Consider the following 15239-nt stretch of genomic DNA (forward strand, 5'->3'; position numbering starts at 1 on the left):
AACATCAGTTAAAACGAAAGTGATACGAATGTCAAACGAATGTTTCGGGGAGCCGTTGTCTAGCGAAATCTGCCGTTCGTTTCGATCAGTTTCACATTATTTTCGAGGCAGAGATTGCGGATCGACGGCACCGGACAGTGATCGGTAATGAAGGTATGAACCTGGGAAAGCTGGCCGATCCTGACCGGTGCGGTGCGTTCGAACTTCGTCGAATCGGCAACGAGAATGACATGTCGGGCATTGGCGATGATAGCCTGAGCGACCTTAACTTCGCGAAAATCGTAGTCAAGAAGCGCGCCGTCGATATCGATCGCCGACGCGCCGATTACGGCATAATCGACCTTGAACTGGCGGATGAAATCGACGGCCGCCTCGCCGACGATCCCGCCGTCCGAACCGCGCACAACCCCGCCGGCAATGACCACCTCGATGGCTGGCAAAAGACGCAACCTATTGGCTACGTTGATATTATTGGTGATCACCATCAGCTCGTGATGGTCGGCGAGCGCCTCGCCCACCGCCTCGGTCGTCGTTCCGATATTGATGAAGAGCGAGGCACCGCTCGGGATCAGCTCGACCGCGGCAATGCCGATCGCCTGTTTCTCGGAAGCGGCGATCTGGCGGCGCGCTTCGTATTTGACGTTCTCCGTCCCGCTCGGGAAGGTGGCGCCGCCATGGATGCGCGTCAGCACCTGCGCATCGCAGAGATCGTTAAGGTCCTTGCGGATCGTTTGCGGCGTCACCGAAAAGCGGGAGGCGAGTTCCTCGACCAGCACCCTGCCGCTCGACTTCGCAATCGCCACGATTTCGGTTTGCCGGTCGGTCAAGAACATGAGCGTGCGCCTTTCGATCTGCTTTCGTTTTAAAGAAAGCGAACGGCAGCGCAATGCCTATCTGTTACCGGGCCGCCTTCACGGCCCGAATTTGACGCTATCGCTTCCGCATCACGTTGACGACCAGCACGCCGAGGATTGCCATGACGCCGCCGACGGCGCCCAACGCCGTCGGCGTCTCGCCCAGCCAGACAAAACCGATCAGCGTGGCGACCGGCGGAACGCCGTAGAGGAAATTTGAGGCGCGGGCCGCCGTCAGCCGCTTCAGGGCGATCGCCCAGGTGAGGTAGCCGATCGCGGTCGGGAAGATAACGAGATAGGCAACGCCCCAGTTCACCTCAGCCGGCGCGGCGGCCAGCGCCTGAATCGTCGCCGGGACGGCTGGAAACAGTGGCACGGAACCGATGAGCAGGATCCAGGCAGTGACGGCAAGTGCCGGCAACCGTCCGAGCAGCGGCTTCTGCAGCACGCTGGCGATCGCCGAGCAGAGCGCTGCGCCAAGGATGAGGACGGCATTCGGATCGAGCTTGAAGCCGCCGTCGGAGGCGACCGCAATCAGCGCGACGCCGCCGAAGGAAACCGCGGTGCCCACCCAGCCCCAGCGGCCGAAGCGCTCGCCAAGCGCGAATGTGGCAATGAGGGCGGTGAAGACTGGCATGGTGTTGATGATGAAGCTCGCCGGTCCCGCCGCAACGGTCTGCTCGCCGGTGTTCAGCAGAACCGCATAGGCGGCGATGAACAGCACAGCGGCAACCGAGAGGCGGAAAAAATCGCGTTTTTCCGGCATCGGCCGATAGATGACGAGATAGACGAGGGCGATGACACCGGCTGCCACATAACGCGCCGTCGCCAGTTCGATCGGCGTCAGCGGTCCGAGGCAGATGCGGATCACCACGAAGGAGGAAGCCCAGAAGAGGATGGTGACGACGATCGCCGCAAAGGCCACCAGATCGAACCCGCCGTGCTGTTTCGTCGAAACCGGTGCGCTTGCCGCCATGCTCATTTTCGCCTCCATATGTTCCTGCGATAGTGGATTAGGCCTTCGATGCGTGCTTGAAAAGCATCGCAATCGATGATCAAATGTGCGTATGGTTCACAGCTCACCAGTTCTTCCGCCGCTCGATACGCTCGAGACCTTTGCCCGCGCCGCCCGGCTCGGATCGTTTTCGGCTGCAGCCGAGGAAAGCGGCATCACCCACGGCGCAGTGTCGCGGCAGGTCTCGCGCCTGGAGCGCTGGATGGGCGTTCGCCTGTTTGCGCGCGAAGCCCGAGGCGTACGCCTGACGCCGGAAGGCATGCGGTTTTTCGCGCGGGCGGAGGAAGCACTTACGCTGCTCGGCAATAGCGGCGAACGCTGGCTGCCTCGCCGCAACAAGGCGGTGGTGCGCCTTTCGGTGACGCCCTCTGTCGCCTCTCTATGGCTGTTCCAACGCCTGCCGAAGCTCGAAGGAAACGAGCTGCATGTCGAGCTGACGCTCGAACACCGGCTGGCGGATTTCGGCGAAGGCACCGATCTTGCCATTCGCTGCGGCAAGGGACCATGGGCCGGCGTGCGCGCCCTGCCGCTCTGGCAGGAGAAGTCGTTTCCGATCGCCGCCCCGGCGCTGGCGGACCGGCTCGGACAGCGAACCGATGCCTTGTCGCTGCTCGATCTGCCGATCCTGCACGATTCGAATATTGAAGGCTGGCGCCGCTGGCTCTCCCGTGAGGGTGTCGACTATACGCCGCGCGGTCACGACCGGCGTTTCGAGGATTACAATCTGGTGATCGATGCCTGTGCGCAGGGGCTTGGCATCGCTCTCGCGCGGCCGCCGCTGTCGGATGCCGCGCTTTCGGCCGGGCGCGTCGTCGCCGTATCGGAGCGGACGCTCGAATATCATGTGGCCTTTCATCTGATTAGACCGGACGAGGCGCTCAGAAGCCCTGCCATCGAATTCGCCAGCCGCTTCCTGCGCGAGGCCGGCCATGACGAGGCGACGATCGCCGCGTTCACGGCGCCAGGCCGGGCGAAAACGTAGGCGGATCGGACGGCCCGCGCTAGATCGAGCCAGTTGATCTCACAACAGACAAACGACGGCATTGCCACTGCGCGGGCCAAGGGAAAGAAACCGCGGCGCCAGCCACTCGATACCATGAAAATCGAGGCCGCTGTGAAGCTTGTTAGTGCTGGAACTTCGCCGTCGGAAACTGCCATACAATTTGGCCTAGGCCGCTCAACTGTTTATCGCGAATGCACCGGCTAGGTGTCAGACGCTCCGAGCAACAGGATTTCTTATGATACGCAACTCCTCGCAAAGCAATATCCTGAGACACACGGTACGATCCGATGCAGAAAAAGCGCGCATTTGTGCCGCTAACAATGCAGACTTGTATCAGGCGATGTTCCGTGCCCATGGACTGCCTGATCAGCGAACCAGTGCATTTTGGTCAAGCGATGCGATCGCACCCCCATACTATTCCAACATGACGACACTCGACCCGGATGCAACAGAGGAACAGCTGATTGAAATCGGTCGGCTGACAGATCGACTAGGACGGCGACCTGGTTTCAAAGACGGGTTTTCCAGGTTCGATCTCGTCAACAAAGGGTTCCAGTTGTTGTTTTCCGCATCATGGATTTGGGCTGAACCTCACAGAATTTCAGCGCGTGCGCCTCAATATTGGGCACGCATTCGCGATGCGGCGGCACTGGATCGCTGGGAAAATTCCTGGAAAGAGTCTGGTAGCCAGACCGATGCCAACGTCTTCACACCGGCCCTGCTTTCCGATCCCAACATGCATATCTATGGCCGATGGGCCGGCGACGGTATTGATGCAGGCTGCATCGTAAATCGATCACCCGAGGCTGTAGGAATCTCCAATATCTTTAACTTGACTGGTACGCCGCAGGCCTTCCGGGATGCCATTTCGTTGGCCACTATCGCCTTTTCACCCGATGTGCCGCTAGTCGGGTATGACAGTGGCGCAGCGCTAAACGAAATGACAAAGCTGGGCTTCAGGTCAGTCGGCAAACTGAGGATTTGGCTATCTGACGACGGTTCCTAAGTGTCTTTCTTTATTCGTTCTCCAATAGCGTAGTTTGATGGGAAACCAACGCTACGCCCTCTAAAGTGCTCCGGTGGTGTGCCGTAGCTGTCCCAGATCTTCAGATAGTGCCCAACCAGGATCTCGTCCTCGCCGGGCGTTGCCATTCGAATATCCATCATGTCGTGATCCGGCTTGGGCATGCGAGGGTGCGAAATCGCGCCTCAGACGAGATGACGTCCCCTGCCGCGCCGCGGCAGGGGAGGCCAAAAAGGCCATATCAATTCGCTGATGTGAGCGTCATCGAGGCGCTGCCGGCCGCAACGTTGAGGCCGAGCTGACCGGTCAGGCTGACCGTCTGCAGATGGATGGAACCGGAGGTGCCGCCAACCAGGAGATTGGCGCCGACACCGGCGCCGAGCGTCGCTTCGGCGGTGGCGCCGACATAGAGGCCGGCGAGCGATCCGCGGTGATAGCCGGCCGTCGGCGCGAACACGGCCCAGATCAGGCGGCTACGCGTGGTGAAGCCAAGGTCGATGCCGAGCTTTCTCATTTCACCCGTATAACGATCCGAAAGTTCGTTGCCGACGGTCGACTGGAAGATGCAGTCGGCCTCTTTGGAGGAACCGAGCACGTAACCCGTGCCGCCGCCGATATCGCAGGTGAGGTAACCGATCTTCACGCCATTGCGCAGGTCCGGCTCTTCATATGTCCTGGTGCCGAGATCGGCGGCATTGACCGCCCCAGCGCCGACAAACGTCAACGATACCGCGGCAAACGCCGTCGCAAGAATTTTGTTCATAAGTCTCTCCTTCTCAAATCGTGACGGGAGCATACCCGGCTACTCGCCACCAGATTCGGCAACAGATAACGGACGGAACCGCAAAACGATCCCGAACCGGCATCATTTACGCATCGCATGTCAAAGCGCCTGGGAGGGCGCAAGCGACAAACACGCTTACGGTTCAGCTCCCATTGGGACATTTCGAAGGCACATTTTCGCGTCATCCGGTTATTTCACGATGTTGTCAGGGATGGTTGCTGGAAAGGCACGATCCCGATTGCCGTTAACTCTCAACGAGCGGCATCATGCAAATCGCAGGCGCCCTATTTGGATAGGCGATCGATGATCGCGCAGGTTGCCATGCCGTATAGATAGCTGTACTGTTTGAAGATACTCTCCATGCCACACTGCAACTGGAGAGGAAACGGCATGATTGCTTGGCATTGCCGCAGAATTTCCGTTTGCTTTCCGGAATTCTGCTTCTGTTCGAACAGAAACTAAGTCTGAATTTGAGAAATATAATCAGGCGATATTTTCGCGGGGGCCGGACAATCGTACGCCCGCCGATCTCTATTGGAGATAACGGGTAATTTATCGGGAGGGAAAGATGCGCATACGCAGGACAAACATCATACTGGCGGGATGCCTTGCCGTCTCCGCCTGCCAGTCCGGTCCGCCGTCGCAGGCCGTCTCGGATCGTAATTCCGAATTCGGCTGCATCGCGGGAACCGTCGGCGGCGCGATTGTCGGTGGCTTGATCGGCAGCACGATCGGCGCCGGAACCGGGCAGGTGCTCGCTGTCGGCGCCGGCATCGGCGGCGGCGGTTACGTCGGCAACCGTCTGGCTTGCCGCTAATTGGGGAGGGATATCAAGCGATGAAGACCTTGGCTTTGGTGACCACATTCATACTGTGCCAATGCGTTGGAGCAGTGGCGCAACAACCGCAACAGCCCGGATCGATGTATCAGGGCCAGATGGATCGGCTTGACGCAAATACCAGCAAGACCGTCGACCGTTCGGAATACGAGACCTTCATGGGCACGGCTTTCGGAAGTCTCGACAAGAACAAGGACGGCAGCCTGCAGTCCGACGAGACGGTGCAGATCCTGACGGTCGAGCAATTCACTTTGACCGACGCGAACCACAATGGCCGCATCAGCCGAAGCGAATTCATGCAGCGTGTGATGGCGGATTTCGCGACAGCCGACCACGACAGGGACGGAAACCTTCAGTGATGGAGACGTCAAACCGACTGTAGAAATAAAGAAAAACCCGGCAATGTGTTTCGCCGGGTTTTTATACTTTAATCTGTCCGCGTTATACTTTTCGCATCAGTCGCATGACGAGCGATACGACGAACAGCACCAGGAAAATGAAGAACAGAACCTGGGCAATGGAAGCTGAAGCCCCTGCGATGCCGCCAAATCCGAGGACGCCGGCAATCAAGGCCACGACGAGAAACACCAGAGCGTAATAAAGCATCGCAATCTCCTTTTACGTTGCTGCGGAGATAACGGAGGCCGCCCCATTTGGTTCCCGTCCGTCTCACGGCCGGGACATGCAACGGGGCATCGGCTCCATTCAGCCGAAGTGAAAGACGCCGCTGTACATCCGGTCGCCTTCATTCGGTTCGGGAGGCTCGGCCGCATCGAGATAGGCCTTGAGCGGCCCGGTCAGGACGAACCAGATACTGGCTCCCAGCATGAAACAGGCTCCCACCGGATCGTCGATGGGGGCGATGAGCGGAAGGCTGGCCGATGCGAAGAGGACGATGATCCGCACCGACCACTCAGCCTCACGTTTGGCGATGGCGCGCGCTCTCAGCGACTTGTACTCCCGGGCGCCGTAACCGGCTCCCCTCGCCTTTGCCACCGAAAGCAGTTTTCGCGCGGACGGCAGCGCCAGCATGACCAGCGCGGCAACACTGAGCGCCAAACTCTTGCCGGCCATGACCTGCCCGCTTGCGATCAGGAGAAAGGAGAGCACAACGAGATTCCAAGTCGGCTCCAGCAGCTCCGGCGGTTGCCGCGTGCGGAGATGCCAACTCCGCAACAAACCCGCCGCGCCGTGCAGTAGCGGCTGATCGATATAACGATTGATCCAGTCCATGCCGATGCGCCCGTCCCCGATTGCATGAAGAGGCCTCCGAACACCACGGAATTTGGTCATCATCGTGGCAATAGCCGCCGAATCCGTTCTTCGCACAGATGAAGTGGCTTGCAGAGACGCGTCGGGGCCGAAGACGCGGACCCGCTCGTGTCACGCCCCCTAAATTTCAAGGCAGCCTCAGAGCGCGCGACAGCCTCCTAGCGCAATTCTTGCGCAACTTCCCAGACATGGCCCGACGGATCCGCAAAGGCCGCGGTGCGGCGACCCCATGGACGATCGATCGGACCATTGAGCAGCGTGATCCCGAGTTTGCGCAGTTCTGCACAAACCGCATCGACGTCATCGACCTTGATCGTCAGCAGCACGCGTGCGCCCGAACCGGGCGCTGACACTGCGACCGGCTCGACCAGCTGAGGCGCCTGCGCTGCATCGAGCAGGTTGATCATCGTTCCCGAGAATTTCAGGACCGCTGATACCGCGTCCTGATAGACGACGTCCGGCGCAAAGACCTTTCGGTAGAACGCTTTGGCCTCGTCGATATCATCGACGAACAGGGTGACGACCTCGATCCGATCCAACAGCATGGGCATATTCTCCTCCGTTGCTTCGACCCGTCAACCGATATCGCTGGCCGACTCTCCACTGGTCGCTTCGACGCTGACGGTTTCGACATGCCGCGCAAAAGTAATCGTCAGCTGCGCAGGCCGGGCGCCTCCTGGCCGGTGCGCGCCACATATTCGGTATAGCCGCCGCCATATTGATGGATGCCCTCGGGCGTCAGCTCCAGCACCCGGTTGGAGAGTGCGGCGAGGAAATGCCGGTCGTGCGAAACGAACAGCATCGTGCCCTCATATTGCGACAGCGCCTTGATCAGCATTTCCTTCGTGTCGAGGTCGAGATGGTTCGTCGGTTCGTCGAGCACGAGCAGGTTCGGCGGATCGAACAGCATCATTGCCATGACCAGCCGCGCCTTCTCACCGCCTGACAGCACCCGGCACCGCTTCTCGATATCGTCACCGGAGAAGCCGAAACATCCGGCCAACGCACGCAAAGGCCCCTGCCCTGCCTGGGGAAAACGGTGCTCCAACGATTGGAAGACGGTGTGCTCGCCGTCGAGAATATCCATGGCGTGCTGGGCGAAATAGCCCATCTTGACGCTGGCGCCGAGAGCGACGCTGCCTTCGTCAGGCTCGGCGGTGCCCGTCACCAGTTTCAACAGCGTCGATTTGCCGGCGCCGTTGATACCCATGATGCACCAGCGTTCCCGGCGCCGCACCATGAAATCCAGCCCTTCATAGATGCTTCGATTGCCGTATTTCTTGTGAACGTTCTTCAGGCTGACCACGTCCTCGCCGGAACGCGGCGCCGGCTCGAAGTCGAAGGAAACCGCCTGACGGCGCTTGGGCGGCTCCACCCGGTCGATCTTCTCCAGCTTCTTGACGCGGCTCTGCACCTGCGAGGCATGTGAGGCGCGCGCCTTGAAACGCTCGATGAACTTGATTTCCTTGGCGAGCATCGCCTGCTGGCGCTCGAACTGGGCCTGCTGCTGTTTCTCGTTCTGCGCCCGCTGCTGCTCGTAGAATTCATAGTCGCCGGAATAGGTCGTCAACGTGCCACCGTCGATCTCGATGATCTTGGTGACGATGCGGTTCATGAACTCGCGGTCGTGCGAGGTCATCAGCAGCGCGCCCTCATAACCCTTCAAGAACTCCTCCAGCCAGATCAGGCTTTCGAGATCCAGATGGTTGCTCGGCTCGTCGAGCAGCATGACATCCGGGCGCATGAGCAGGATGCGGGCAAGCGCCACGCGCATCTTCCAGCCGCCCGACAGTGCACCGACATCGCCATTCATCATCTCCTGGCTGAAGCTCAGGCCCGCGAGCACTTCGCGCGCCCGTCCTTCGAGCGCGTAACCGTCCAGCTCCTCGTAGCGCGCCTGCACCTCGCCATAGCGCTCTATGATCTTGTCCATGTCATCGGCTTGCTCGGGATCGGCCATGGCGCCTTCGAGCTCGCGCAATTCCGCAGCTACGATGCTGACCGGCCCGGCGCCGTTCATCACCTCGGCAACCGCGCTGTGGCCGGCCATCTCGCCGACGTCCTGATTGAAATAACCGATGGTGACGCCCTTCTCGCAGGAGACCTGGCCTTCATCGGGCTGCTCCTCGCCATTGATCATCCGGAAGATCGTCGTCTTACCGGCACCGTTCGGGCCGACGAGACCGATCTTCTCACCTCTGTTGAGCGCTGCGGACGCCTCGATGAAGAGGATGCGGTGGCTGAGCTGCTTACTGATATTTTCGATACGGATCATGGTTTGCGAGGCGCCTGGAGAAGGAGATTTTGGCGCGCTTATGCCATGCGGGGAAACCGCAGGATAGCCCTGTTCCCACCCTCTCGATCAAGAGTATCATGCCGAAAGGCGCGAGCGGTTTTCGAACGACATCATGCTCACCTTCTTTAATTTGGAACAGGATTGGATAATATCGCGGCTCACGCCAACGGAGACCTGTGCCAATGAGCGTTCGTCCGCCACAGTCCTTCAGACAATCCGAGCAGGATAGAAACGGCTTCAACGTCCTCGAATACGAGCTGATGTCGGAACGAGCCGATTCTCTCGGACGTCACGGGCTGAAGGTGGAGGCGGCGCTTGCCGCTCTGACGGCATGGACTCCCGACCGCCAAAGCGCCGAAGACCGCGAGAAGCTTCTCAACGAAGCGTCCGATGCCGTCTGGGCGTTCTTCATCCAGCGTGAGATCTGCGGCTTGCGGAACAACCGCGACGCCATTCAGCGCTACGGCATTCCGAACGAAGTGATCGCGAGATTGGGCGCAATGCGGAAATAACGAGGGCGATGGCTGATGTGGCCGCCGGCACGCCCTCTATTGGGTGGAAATCCCCGGTTCGGAACGATATGGCTTGCTGCCGAACCAATGCGAAAGGAAACGCGATGCCAATCTCCATCCGGATCGGGAACCAGGATCTCACCGTCGATGTCTCCTCCCTCGGCGCCGAGATGCAGGCGCTCACGTCAAGTGAAGGACGCTCTTGGTTATGGACCGGCGACGCAGCCTTCTGGGCCGGGCGGTCGCCGATCCTGTTTCCGATTGTCGGCAAGGCGCCGGATGACAAGATAGCGATCGACGGCACGGTCTATCCGATGGCCCAGCATGGCTTTGCCCGCCGCAGCGAATTCGTGCTTGCGGCCTCCACTGAGACGATGTGCCGGTTCGAACTGGCCGCCTCGGATGCGACGCGAGCGGTCTATCCTTTCGATTTTCAGCTGGCCGTGGTGCATGCGGTCGAAGGCCGCACGTTGACTGTCACGGCCGAGGTTACCAATCGCGACCAGAAGGCGATGCCGTTCGGCCTCGGATTCCATTCGGCCTTCGTCTGGCCATTGCCAGATGCTTCCGGGCGCGACCATGTCGTGACGCTCGACAATGAAGGCGAGCCGGGTCTTGTGCGGCTGGAAGGCGGTCTCATTAACCCCGCGGCCCTGCCCTCGCCGTTCGATGCCGGCCGGCTGGTGCTCGATCACGCAATGTTCGAGCAGGATGCGATGATTTTCCCTGATGGTGCGGGCGACGGCTTGAGTTACGGCGCCGAAGGCGGGCCGACCATGCAATTCCATTTCGAAAACCTGCCCAATCTTGCGCTGTGGACCAAACCGGGTGCCCCCTTCCTCTGCATCGAGCCCTGGCATGGAACGGCCGTGGAAGCTGGAGGTTCGAGCGAGCTGTCCGAGAGGCCTTCCACGACGATCCTTGCACCCGGGGCGGCGGCCAGCTTCGCCTTTACCGTCGAGATTCCGCAATAGATTGCAATCCTCCTTCGCAGAAGCCGACCTGGGAAGATTGGGCGTCCACTTCGGGATCAGTTCGCAAGAAGATGGGCTTTACTGGCTTGGTTCTTCTGGCGCCGCGACCGGGGACACCCTCAGTTCGGCGGAGCGCCCAGCGCATGCAGGATGCCGCGCAGTTCAGCGAGGCCGCGCATGCGGCCGATGGCCGGGTAGCCTGGTGTGACGACCTTGTCGAGGTCGTCGAGCATGCGATGGCCATGGTCCGATCGGAACACGATGGTGTCTTCGGGACTGCGGCGGCGGTCTTCCGCGACCAGTTCGCTGAGAACCGCGACCATGTCGACGTCGCCTTCCAGATGCGCGCTTTCATGGAATGTCCGGCCGTCACCCTCGCGCGTCGTGGCGCGCAGATGGGCGAAGTGGATGCGCGAGGCGAAGCGTCGGGCGATCGCCGGGAGATCGTTTTCGGCGCGCACGCCGAGGCTGCCGGTGCAGTAACACATGCCGTTCGCTGCCGACGGCACTGCATCGAAGAGAGCGGCATAATCGTCCGCCGTGGAGGCGATGCGCGGCAGGCCGAACAGCGAACGCGGCGGATCGTCGGGATGCAGCGTCAGCTTGACGCCGCGCGCTTCGGCCGCCGGCGTCACCGCCTCCAGGAATTCGATCAGGTGCCGGCGCAGTCTTGCGGCATCGATGCCACTATAGGCGACGAGCTTTTCGCGGAAGGCCGGAATGGTCAGAGGTTCGGTGGTCGACCCCGGCAGAGCCGAGGTGATGATGCGGGTGATATCGGCGATCTCGTTGTCCGTCATCGCTTCGAAGACGATACGCGCCCGTTCGCGGTCTTCGCTAGAATAGTGCTGCGCCGCATCCGGTCGTTCCAGGATGAAGAGATCGAAAGCTGCAAAACGCTCGTGATCGAAGCGCATGGCGGTGGCGCCGGTCGGTGTCACGAAATCGAGTTCGGTGCGGGTCCAGTCCACCACCGGCATGAAGTTATAGCAGACGATTGGAATACCGCAGGCGGCGACCGCTTCGAGGCTGGCGATCCACGACTCGATTTCGACCTTCGCCTCCCCGCCCTTGCGCTTGACGGCGTCGGGGATCGGGATGCTCTCAACGACCGACCAGACGAGCGGCGAGCGGTCGCCGGGCGTCGTCTCGATCAGAGCCTGGCGTTCGCGCACTTCCTTTTCTGTCCAGGCCCTGCCGATCGGCACCTGATGCAGCGAAGAGACGATATTCGTCGCGCCCGTCTGGCGGACATCATCCAGCGTCACCGGCGCTTCCGGTCCGAACCATCTCCAACCCTGTCGCATCCGTCTTCCTTCCCTCTCGCTTTTTCGTTTCGTGTTGGCCTGCCGTCAGCAGAAATAATCGGGGTAACGCGCGCGCAACTCGTCGACATCGGGAATGACGGCACTCAGATGATGGGTCATCGCGCTGCGTGCAACCACCGCATCATGGGCGGCCAGTGCATCGCGGATGATCATGTGTTCCTGCACCACATTATCCATGCGCCCAAGCACCGGTAACGTCAGGCGCCGTGCCCGGTCGATCTGCACTTTGACCGTTTTCAGGATTGCCCAGATGCCGGGATAACCCGATATCCGCGTGATCGCCTCATGGAAGGCCTCATCCTCCTCATGGAAGCTCGAGGCATTGCCGGTCGCGGCATGGGCCTGCTGGCGGGCAATGATGGCGTCGAGACGGGCGATATCGGCGGCCGTCGCAGTCAGAGCCGCAGCCTCGACGGTCGCGCCTTCGAGCGCCTTGCGCACGACGACCGCCTCAGGGATCGCCGAGACCGGCACCCGCGACACGACGGTGCCCGACTGCGGGTAGATATCGACCAGTCCGCCTTCGGAAAGCCGGAGCAGCGCCTCGCGCACCGGCGTGCGGCTGACGCCGAAATCATCGGCGATCCGCTTTTCCTGCAGCAGCATGCCGGGCGGCATCCGCAGCGACACGATGTCGGCATAAAGGCGATCGTAGATGGCGCCGGCCGTGGTGATACGGCGCAGCCTGCCCCCGGCCTCCCGCGATGCCGGGACGACCAAAACTTCGGTTTCTGATGCTTGCCGCATGGATATACCGGAACGCTGAAACTCCGCAGCATACTAGTATATCAGTTTTATCGACATGCCAAGACATGCTGCTCAAGGTTCGGCGCTTCGCGACTTGAGCAAGTCGACCCGCGGGCCGCAGGCTCGAGTCATGGAACGGCAGTTGCTGTGCGAAAGCGCGGGTGAACGGCATAGACCTCGCGGGAAATGGAAAGCCGATCTCTGCGCCGAGGCACTCTTTGTTTGGAACTTAGATCGGCCGAGTTGGTTGAGATCCGCAAGGAGATCCTCATGAAAAAGCCAGCACCACGCGAGACAAACGAAAATACGACTAACGGCGGCCGGCCGAAAACTCCACCCGCCGCGGACGCAGGCGGACGGAAGATGGTTCGGCGAGCCGCAAACGAAATCGACAGGCTGAGCGGCAGGTCGCCGGCAGCCAGCCGCGATGAGGAGATCCGAAGAAAGGCATATTCCCTGTGGGAGAAAGAAGGGAGGCCGGAAGGCAAGCACGGGCATCACTGGACCCTGGCCGAACATGAACTCGATGCGCAGCAGGGCGAAGCCGACAATCCTCCAAACCTTGCAGCATTGCGAGAGGCCTCGCGCGAACATACGGATGCATTTCTCGTCAAGACAGATCTCGAGGACGCCGATCAACGCGAAGCCTCCCCCGGCACGCGCGAGCAGGATTGAACGTCCCGCCTCGCGCCAATCACAAACCTCTTGCCAATTTCAGAAAGGTCCCCGACATGACCGACAAACAGAACTTGAACGCCGGATTCACCGGCACACCCGCTGAGCAGCCGGAGGGATTGACCAAGGTCGCGAAGTCGGCAGCCAAAGAGATGAAACGTGAGGCTTATGCCGTCGCCTTCGGTGCCAGAGAGCACCCGCATACCGCAAGCGCATTGCTGCTCACCACCGGCATTGTCGCATTTGGGCTTGGCTATCTCCTTGGTCGATCATCGGCGGAAGGTTCGACAGGCCCGTATTGGCGATAGCGGCAGCCGCGTCACTTCAACGACGCGCATGCATCGGTCTTCGCCGATCCCTATGATGCCGCCTTCTTCTCTCCGTACGCTCGTCGGCTGCTGGCTATCAAACCTTCACATCACGCCCGCACCTCAGACGTGTTTTCTGTTGAAGCCGGCCTTACCGTCGTACCTATTTGCCCCCATCATCGAACAGAACCAGGTCTGGCCAGACGCCTGTTGCCGGAATACCACGTCGAATAAAGCCATAGATTGCACCGTCATCACAGCTTGACAGCTGTGATGACGATCCTTAGCGAGGCAGCATCGACACGGTCAGGACCGGCAACGTGAATTATTTCAGACAACTCAAGATGGCAGTGCTTTATCCGGGGGATGAGGCCGGAAGCGCACTCGACCGAAACAACCGCATTGCCGTCTTTCTCTTTGCAATCCTTCCAGGGCTTTCGCCGAACTTTAACTCCTTCATCCTTCTCGCGTCGATGGTGTGGGGCGTCTACTGTCTGGCGATGGGCCGCCTCGTCTTGAACCTGTCGAAATCCGACCGGCTGGTCGCCATTGGCATGTCGATCTACCCGCTGGTGATGATCGCCAGCATCTTCATCAATCCGCCCTACTCCGAAGTACCGGACTGGATATTCCGGCTCCTGCCTTTCTTTTCCATCTGGCTGATATTGCCGCGGATGCGCCAATCTCCCGATGGCCGTCTCGTGCCGCTCTTTATCCTCGGCGCAGGCATCGGCATGATCGTCACCTTTCTTTTCAGTCTTCTGCAGATCATGTTTCTGATGGACAGGGCAGAGGCTGGAACGTCGAACGCTGCACTCCTCGGCGTGATAGGCATTCTGTTCGGCGGCATTGCGCTTCTCAACATTCAATCTCCCAGAAGCGTGGAGCAAAGAATTGCGATATTGGGATATGCCGCCGGCCTAGGCTGCGTGCTGCTTTCGGGGACGCGCTCGGCCTGGCTGGTCATTCCCGTCCATATCGTCATCTTTCTCTGGTATTTTCGCAAACACAGCTTCCATCTGAGTTTGCGCAGCCTGGCTATTACCAGCTCCTTGCTGTTGGCGGGACTTATCACCCTGGGCAGCGGCCAGATCCTCCATCGCATCCAGGCGCTTCAGGAAAATCTGACATCGCTCGAACGCACCGACGGCGAGATCACGTCGCTGAGTGCCCGGTTCGCCTTGTACAAAGGCGCACTATCGGCAATCAGTAAGGACCCGTTGACGGGTTATGGCCCGCAAAACCGGATGGCTTCGGTTTTGGCAGAGCTTCCCGATAATATAAGGCCGCAGCTGCCTTACTCGCATGTCCATAACGGCTTTCTGACCGCGGGAATCGACGCCGGCGTTTTCGGCATTGCAGCGCTTTCGCTGATGCTGCTGACGCCCGTGATCGGCGCGTGGAGAAAAGAAGCGGGACCGGGCCGGGATTTAGCGATTGCGCTCGCTCTTCTGCTCGTCAGCAGCTACGTCATAACAGGCAGCTTTGGCATCATGTTCAATCAGAAAGCTTTGGATCCGATCTTCGCCTACATGGTTGCCCTTATTTGTGCGGATCGCGGCAGCACGGGCTTTGCACCCGTCGTTCGGAGCTGACGTCCGGCACCCCT

At 60.2% G+C, this 15239-nt stretch carries 19 protein-coding genes and 1 pseudogene; 10 read left to right on the plus strand and 10 right to left on the minus strand.

The annotated features are described in order from the left end of the window. Positions 1-59: 59 nt before the first annotated feature. A complete protein-coding gene (locus tag B5P46_RS00300) occupies positions 60-833 on the minus strand; it encodes a DeoR/GlpR family DNA-binding transcription regulator (RefSeq protein ID WP_129416931.1) in 774 nt (257 codons plus the stop codon). A 97-nt stretch (positions 834-930) separates the two neighbouring features. Further along, entirely contained in the window at positions 931-1848 is a 918-nt protein-coding gene (locus B5P46_RS00305) for a DMT family transporter (RefSeq protein ID WP_129416933.1), read from the minus strand. 73 nt (positions 1849-1921) lie between these two features. Between B5P46_RS00305 and B5P46_RS00310 the strand changes: the two genes are divergently transcribed. The 3 genes from B5P46_RS00310 to B5P46_RS00320 all read left to right on the plus strand — a co-directional run bounded on the left by B5P46_RS00310 (position 1922) and on the right by B5P46_RS00320 (position 3878). Further along, the gene (locus B5P46_RS00310; RefSeq protein ID WP_129417125.1) at positions 1922-2851 is read left to right on the plus strand and encodes a LysR family transcriptional regulator; all 930 of its coding nucleotides are present in this window, start codon (positions 1922-1924) and stop codon (positions 2849-2851) included. A 114-nt stretch (positions 2852-2965) separates the two neighbouring features. After that, complete coding sequence (locus tag B5P46_RS34740) at positions 2966-3076, plus strand: helix-turn-helix domain-containing protein (protein ID WP_245456083.1); 111 nt, start codon at positions 2966-2968, stop codon at positions 3074-3076. A gap of 31 nt (positions 3077-3107) precedes the next feature. After that, the gene (locus tag B5P46_RS00320) at positions 3108-3878 is read left to right on the plus strand and encodes a hypothetical protein (RefSeq protein ID WP_129416936.1); all 771 of its coding nucleotides are present in this window, start codon (positions 3108-3110) and stop codon (positions 3876-3878) included. Positions 3879-3937: 59 nt separating this feature from the next. On the opposite strand, the pseudogene B5P46_RS34745 reads toward B5P46_RS00320, so the two are convergent. Both B5P46_RS34745 and B5P46_RS00330 read right to left on the minus strand, forming a co-directional pair. Continuing rightward, positions 3938-4060 (minus strand): annotated as a pseudogene (locus tag B5P46_RS34745) (GNAT family N-acetyltransferase); the annotation flags it as partial. Positions 4061-4137: 77 nt separating this feature from the next. Further along, positions 4138-4659, minus strand: a complete 522-nt coding sequence (locus B5P46_RS00330; protein ID WP_029874988.1) for a DUF992 domain-containing protein — start codon at positions 4657-4659, stop codon at positions 4138-4140. Positions 4660-5248: 589 nt separating this feature from the next. Between B5P46_RS00330 and B5P46_RS00335 the strand changes: the two genes are divergently transcribed. Further along, the gene (locus tag B5P46_RS00335) at positions 5249-5497 is read left to right on the plus strand and encodes a hypothetical protein (RefSeq protein WP_129416938.1); all 249 of its coding nucleotides are present in this window, start codon (positions 5249-5251) and stop codon (positions 5495-5497) included. 20 nt (positions 5498-5517) lie between these two features. Beyond that, the gene (locus B5P46_RS00340; protein ID WP_129416939.1) at positions 5518-5877 is read left to right on the plus strand and encodes an EF-hand domain-containing protein; all 360 of its coding nucleotides are present in this window, start codon (positions 5518-5520) and stop codon (positions 5875-5877) included. Positions 5878-5959: 82 nt separating this feature from the next. Here the strand turns inward: B5P46_RS00340 and B5P46_RS00345 are convergent, their stop codons facing one another. From B5P46_RS00345 to B5P46_RS00360, 4 genes are all read right to left on the minus strand, one after another. Next, positions 5960-6124 (minus strand): DUF1328 domain-containing protein, encoded by a 165-nt coding sequence (locus B5P46_RS00345; RefSeq protein WP_003549551.1) that lies wholly within the window; start codon positions 6122-6124, stop codon positions 5960-5962. Positions 6125-6223: 99 nt separating this feature from the next. Beyond that, positions 6224-6814, minus strand: coding sequence for a hypothetical protein (locus tag B5P46_RS00350; RefSeq protein WP_129416940.1), 591 nt, complete (start codon positions 6812-6814; stop codon positions 6224-6226). Between the two features lie 134 nt (positions 6815-6948). Beyond that, positions 6949-7341: a VOC family protein gene (locus B5P46_RS00355; protein WP_129416941.1), complete on the minus strand. Its 393-nt coding sequence runs from the start codon at positions 7339-7341 to the stop codon at positions 6949-6951. A 101-nt stretch (positions 7342-7442) separates the two neighbouring features. Beyond that, positions 7443-9065 (minus strand): ABC-F family ATP-binding cassette domain-containing protein, encoded by a 1623-nt coding sequence (locus B5P46_RS00360; RefSeq protein WP_129416942.1) that lies wholly within the window; start codon positions 9063-9065, stop codon positions 7443-7445. Positions 9066-9268: 203 nt separating this feature from the next. Here B5P46_RS00360 and B5P46_RS00365 point away from each other — a divergent pair, with 203 nt between their 5' ends. Both B5P46_RS00365 and B5P46_RS00370 read left to right on the plus strand, forming a co-directional pair. Continuing rightward, on the plus strand, positions 9269-9598 hold the full coding sequence (locus B5P46_RS00365) for a DUF6665 family protein (protein ID WP_129416943.1): 330 nt from the start codon (positions 9269-9271) through the stop codon (positions 9596-9598). 104 nt (positions 9599-9702) lie between these two features. Further along, on the plus strand, positions 9703-10572 hold the full coding sequence (locus tag B5P46_RS00370; RefSeq protein ID WP_129416944.1) for an aldose 1-epimerase family protein: 870 nt from the start codon (positions 9703-9705) through the stop codon (positions 10570-10572). A 119-nt stretch (positions 10573-10691) separates the two neighbouring features. Here B5P46_RS00370 and uxuA read toward each other — a convergent pair whose 3' ends face one another. Together uxuA and B5P46_RS00380 are read right to left on the minus strand one after the other, a co-directional pair. Beyond that, on the minus strand, positions 10692-11879 hold the full coding sequence (gene uxuA / locus B5P46_RS00375) for a mannonate dehydratase (protein ID WP_129416945.1): 1188 nt from the start codon (positions 11877-11879) through the stop codon (positions 10692-10694). Positions 11880-11924: 45 nt separating this feature from the next. Next, a complete protein-coding gene (locus B5P46_RS00380) occupies positions 11925-12647 on the minus strand; it encodes a GntR family transcriptional regulator (RefSeq protein WP_129416946.1) in 723 nt (240 codons plus the stop codon). Between the two features lie 270 nt (positions 12648-12917). Between B5P46_RS00380 and B5P46_RS00385 the strand changes: the two genes are divergently transcribed. From B5P46_RS00385 to B5P46_RS00395, 3 genes are all read left to right on the plus strand, one after another. Continuing rightward, positions 12918-13322 (plus strand): DUF2934 domain-containing protein, encoded by a 405-nt coding sequence (locus tag B5P46_RS00385; protein WP_129417126.1) that lies wholly within the window; start codon positions 12918-12920, stop codon positions 13320-13322. Between the two features lie 56 nt (positions 13323-13378). Then, positions 13379-13630 (plus strand): hypothetical protein, encoded by a 252-nt coding sequence (locus B5P46_RS00390; protein WP_129416947.1) that lies wholly within the window; start codon positions 13379-13381, stop codon positions 13628-13630. Between the two features lie 320 nt (positions 13631-13950). Further along, complete coding sequence (locus tag B5P46_RS00395; protein ID WP_129416948.1) at positions 13951-15225, plus strand: O-antigen ligase family protein; 1275 nt, start codon at positions 13951-13953, stop codon at positions 15223-15225. Positions 15226-15239 lie beyond the last annotated feature (14 nt).

Source organism: Rhizobium leguminosarum (assembly GCF_004123835.1).
Classification (GTDB): domain Bacteria; phylum Pseudomonadota; class Alphaproteobacteria; order Rhizobiales; family Rhizobiaceae; genus Rhizobium; species Rhizobium leguminosarum_M.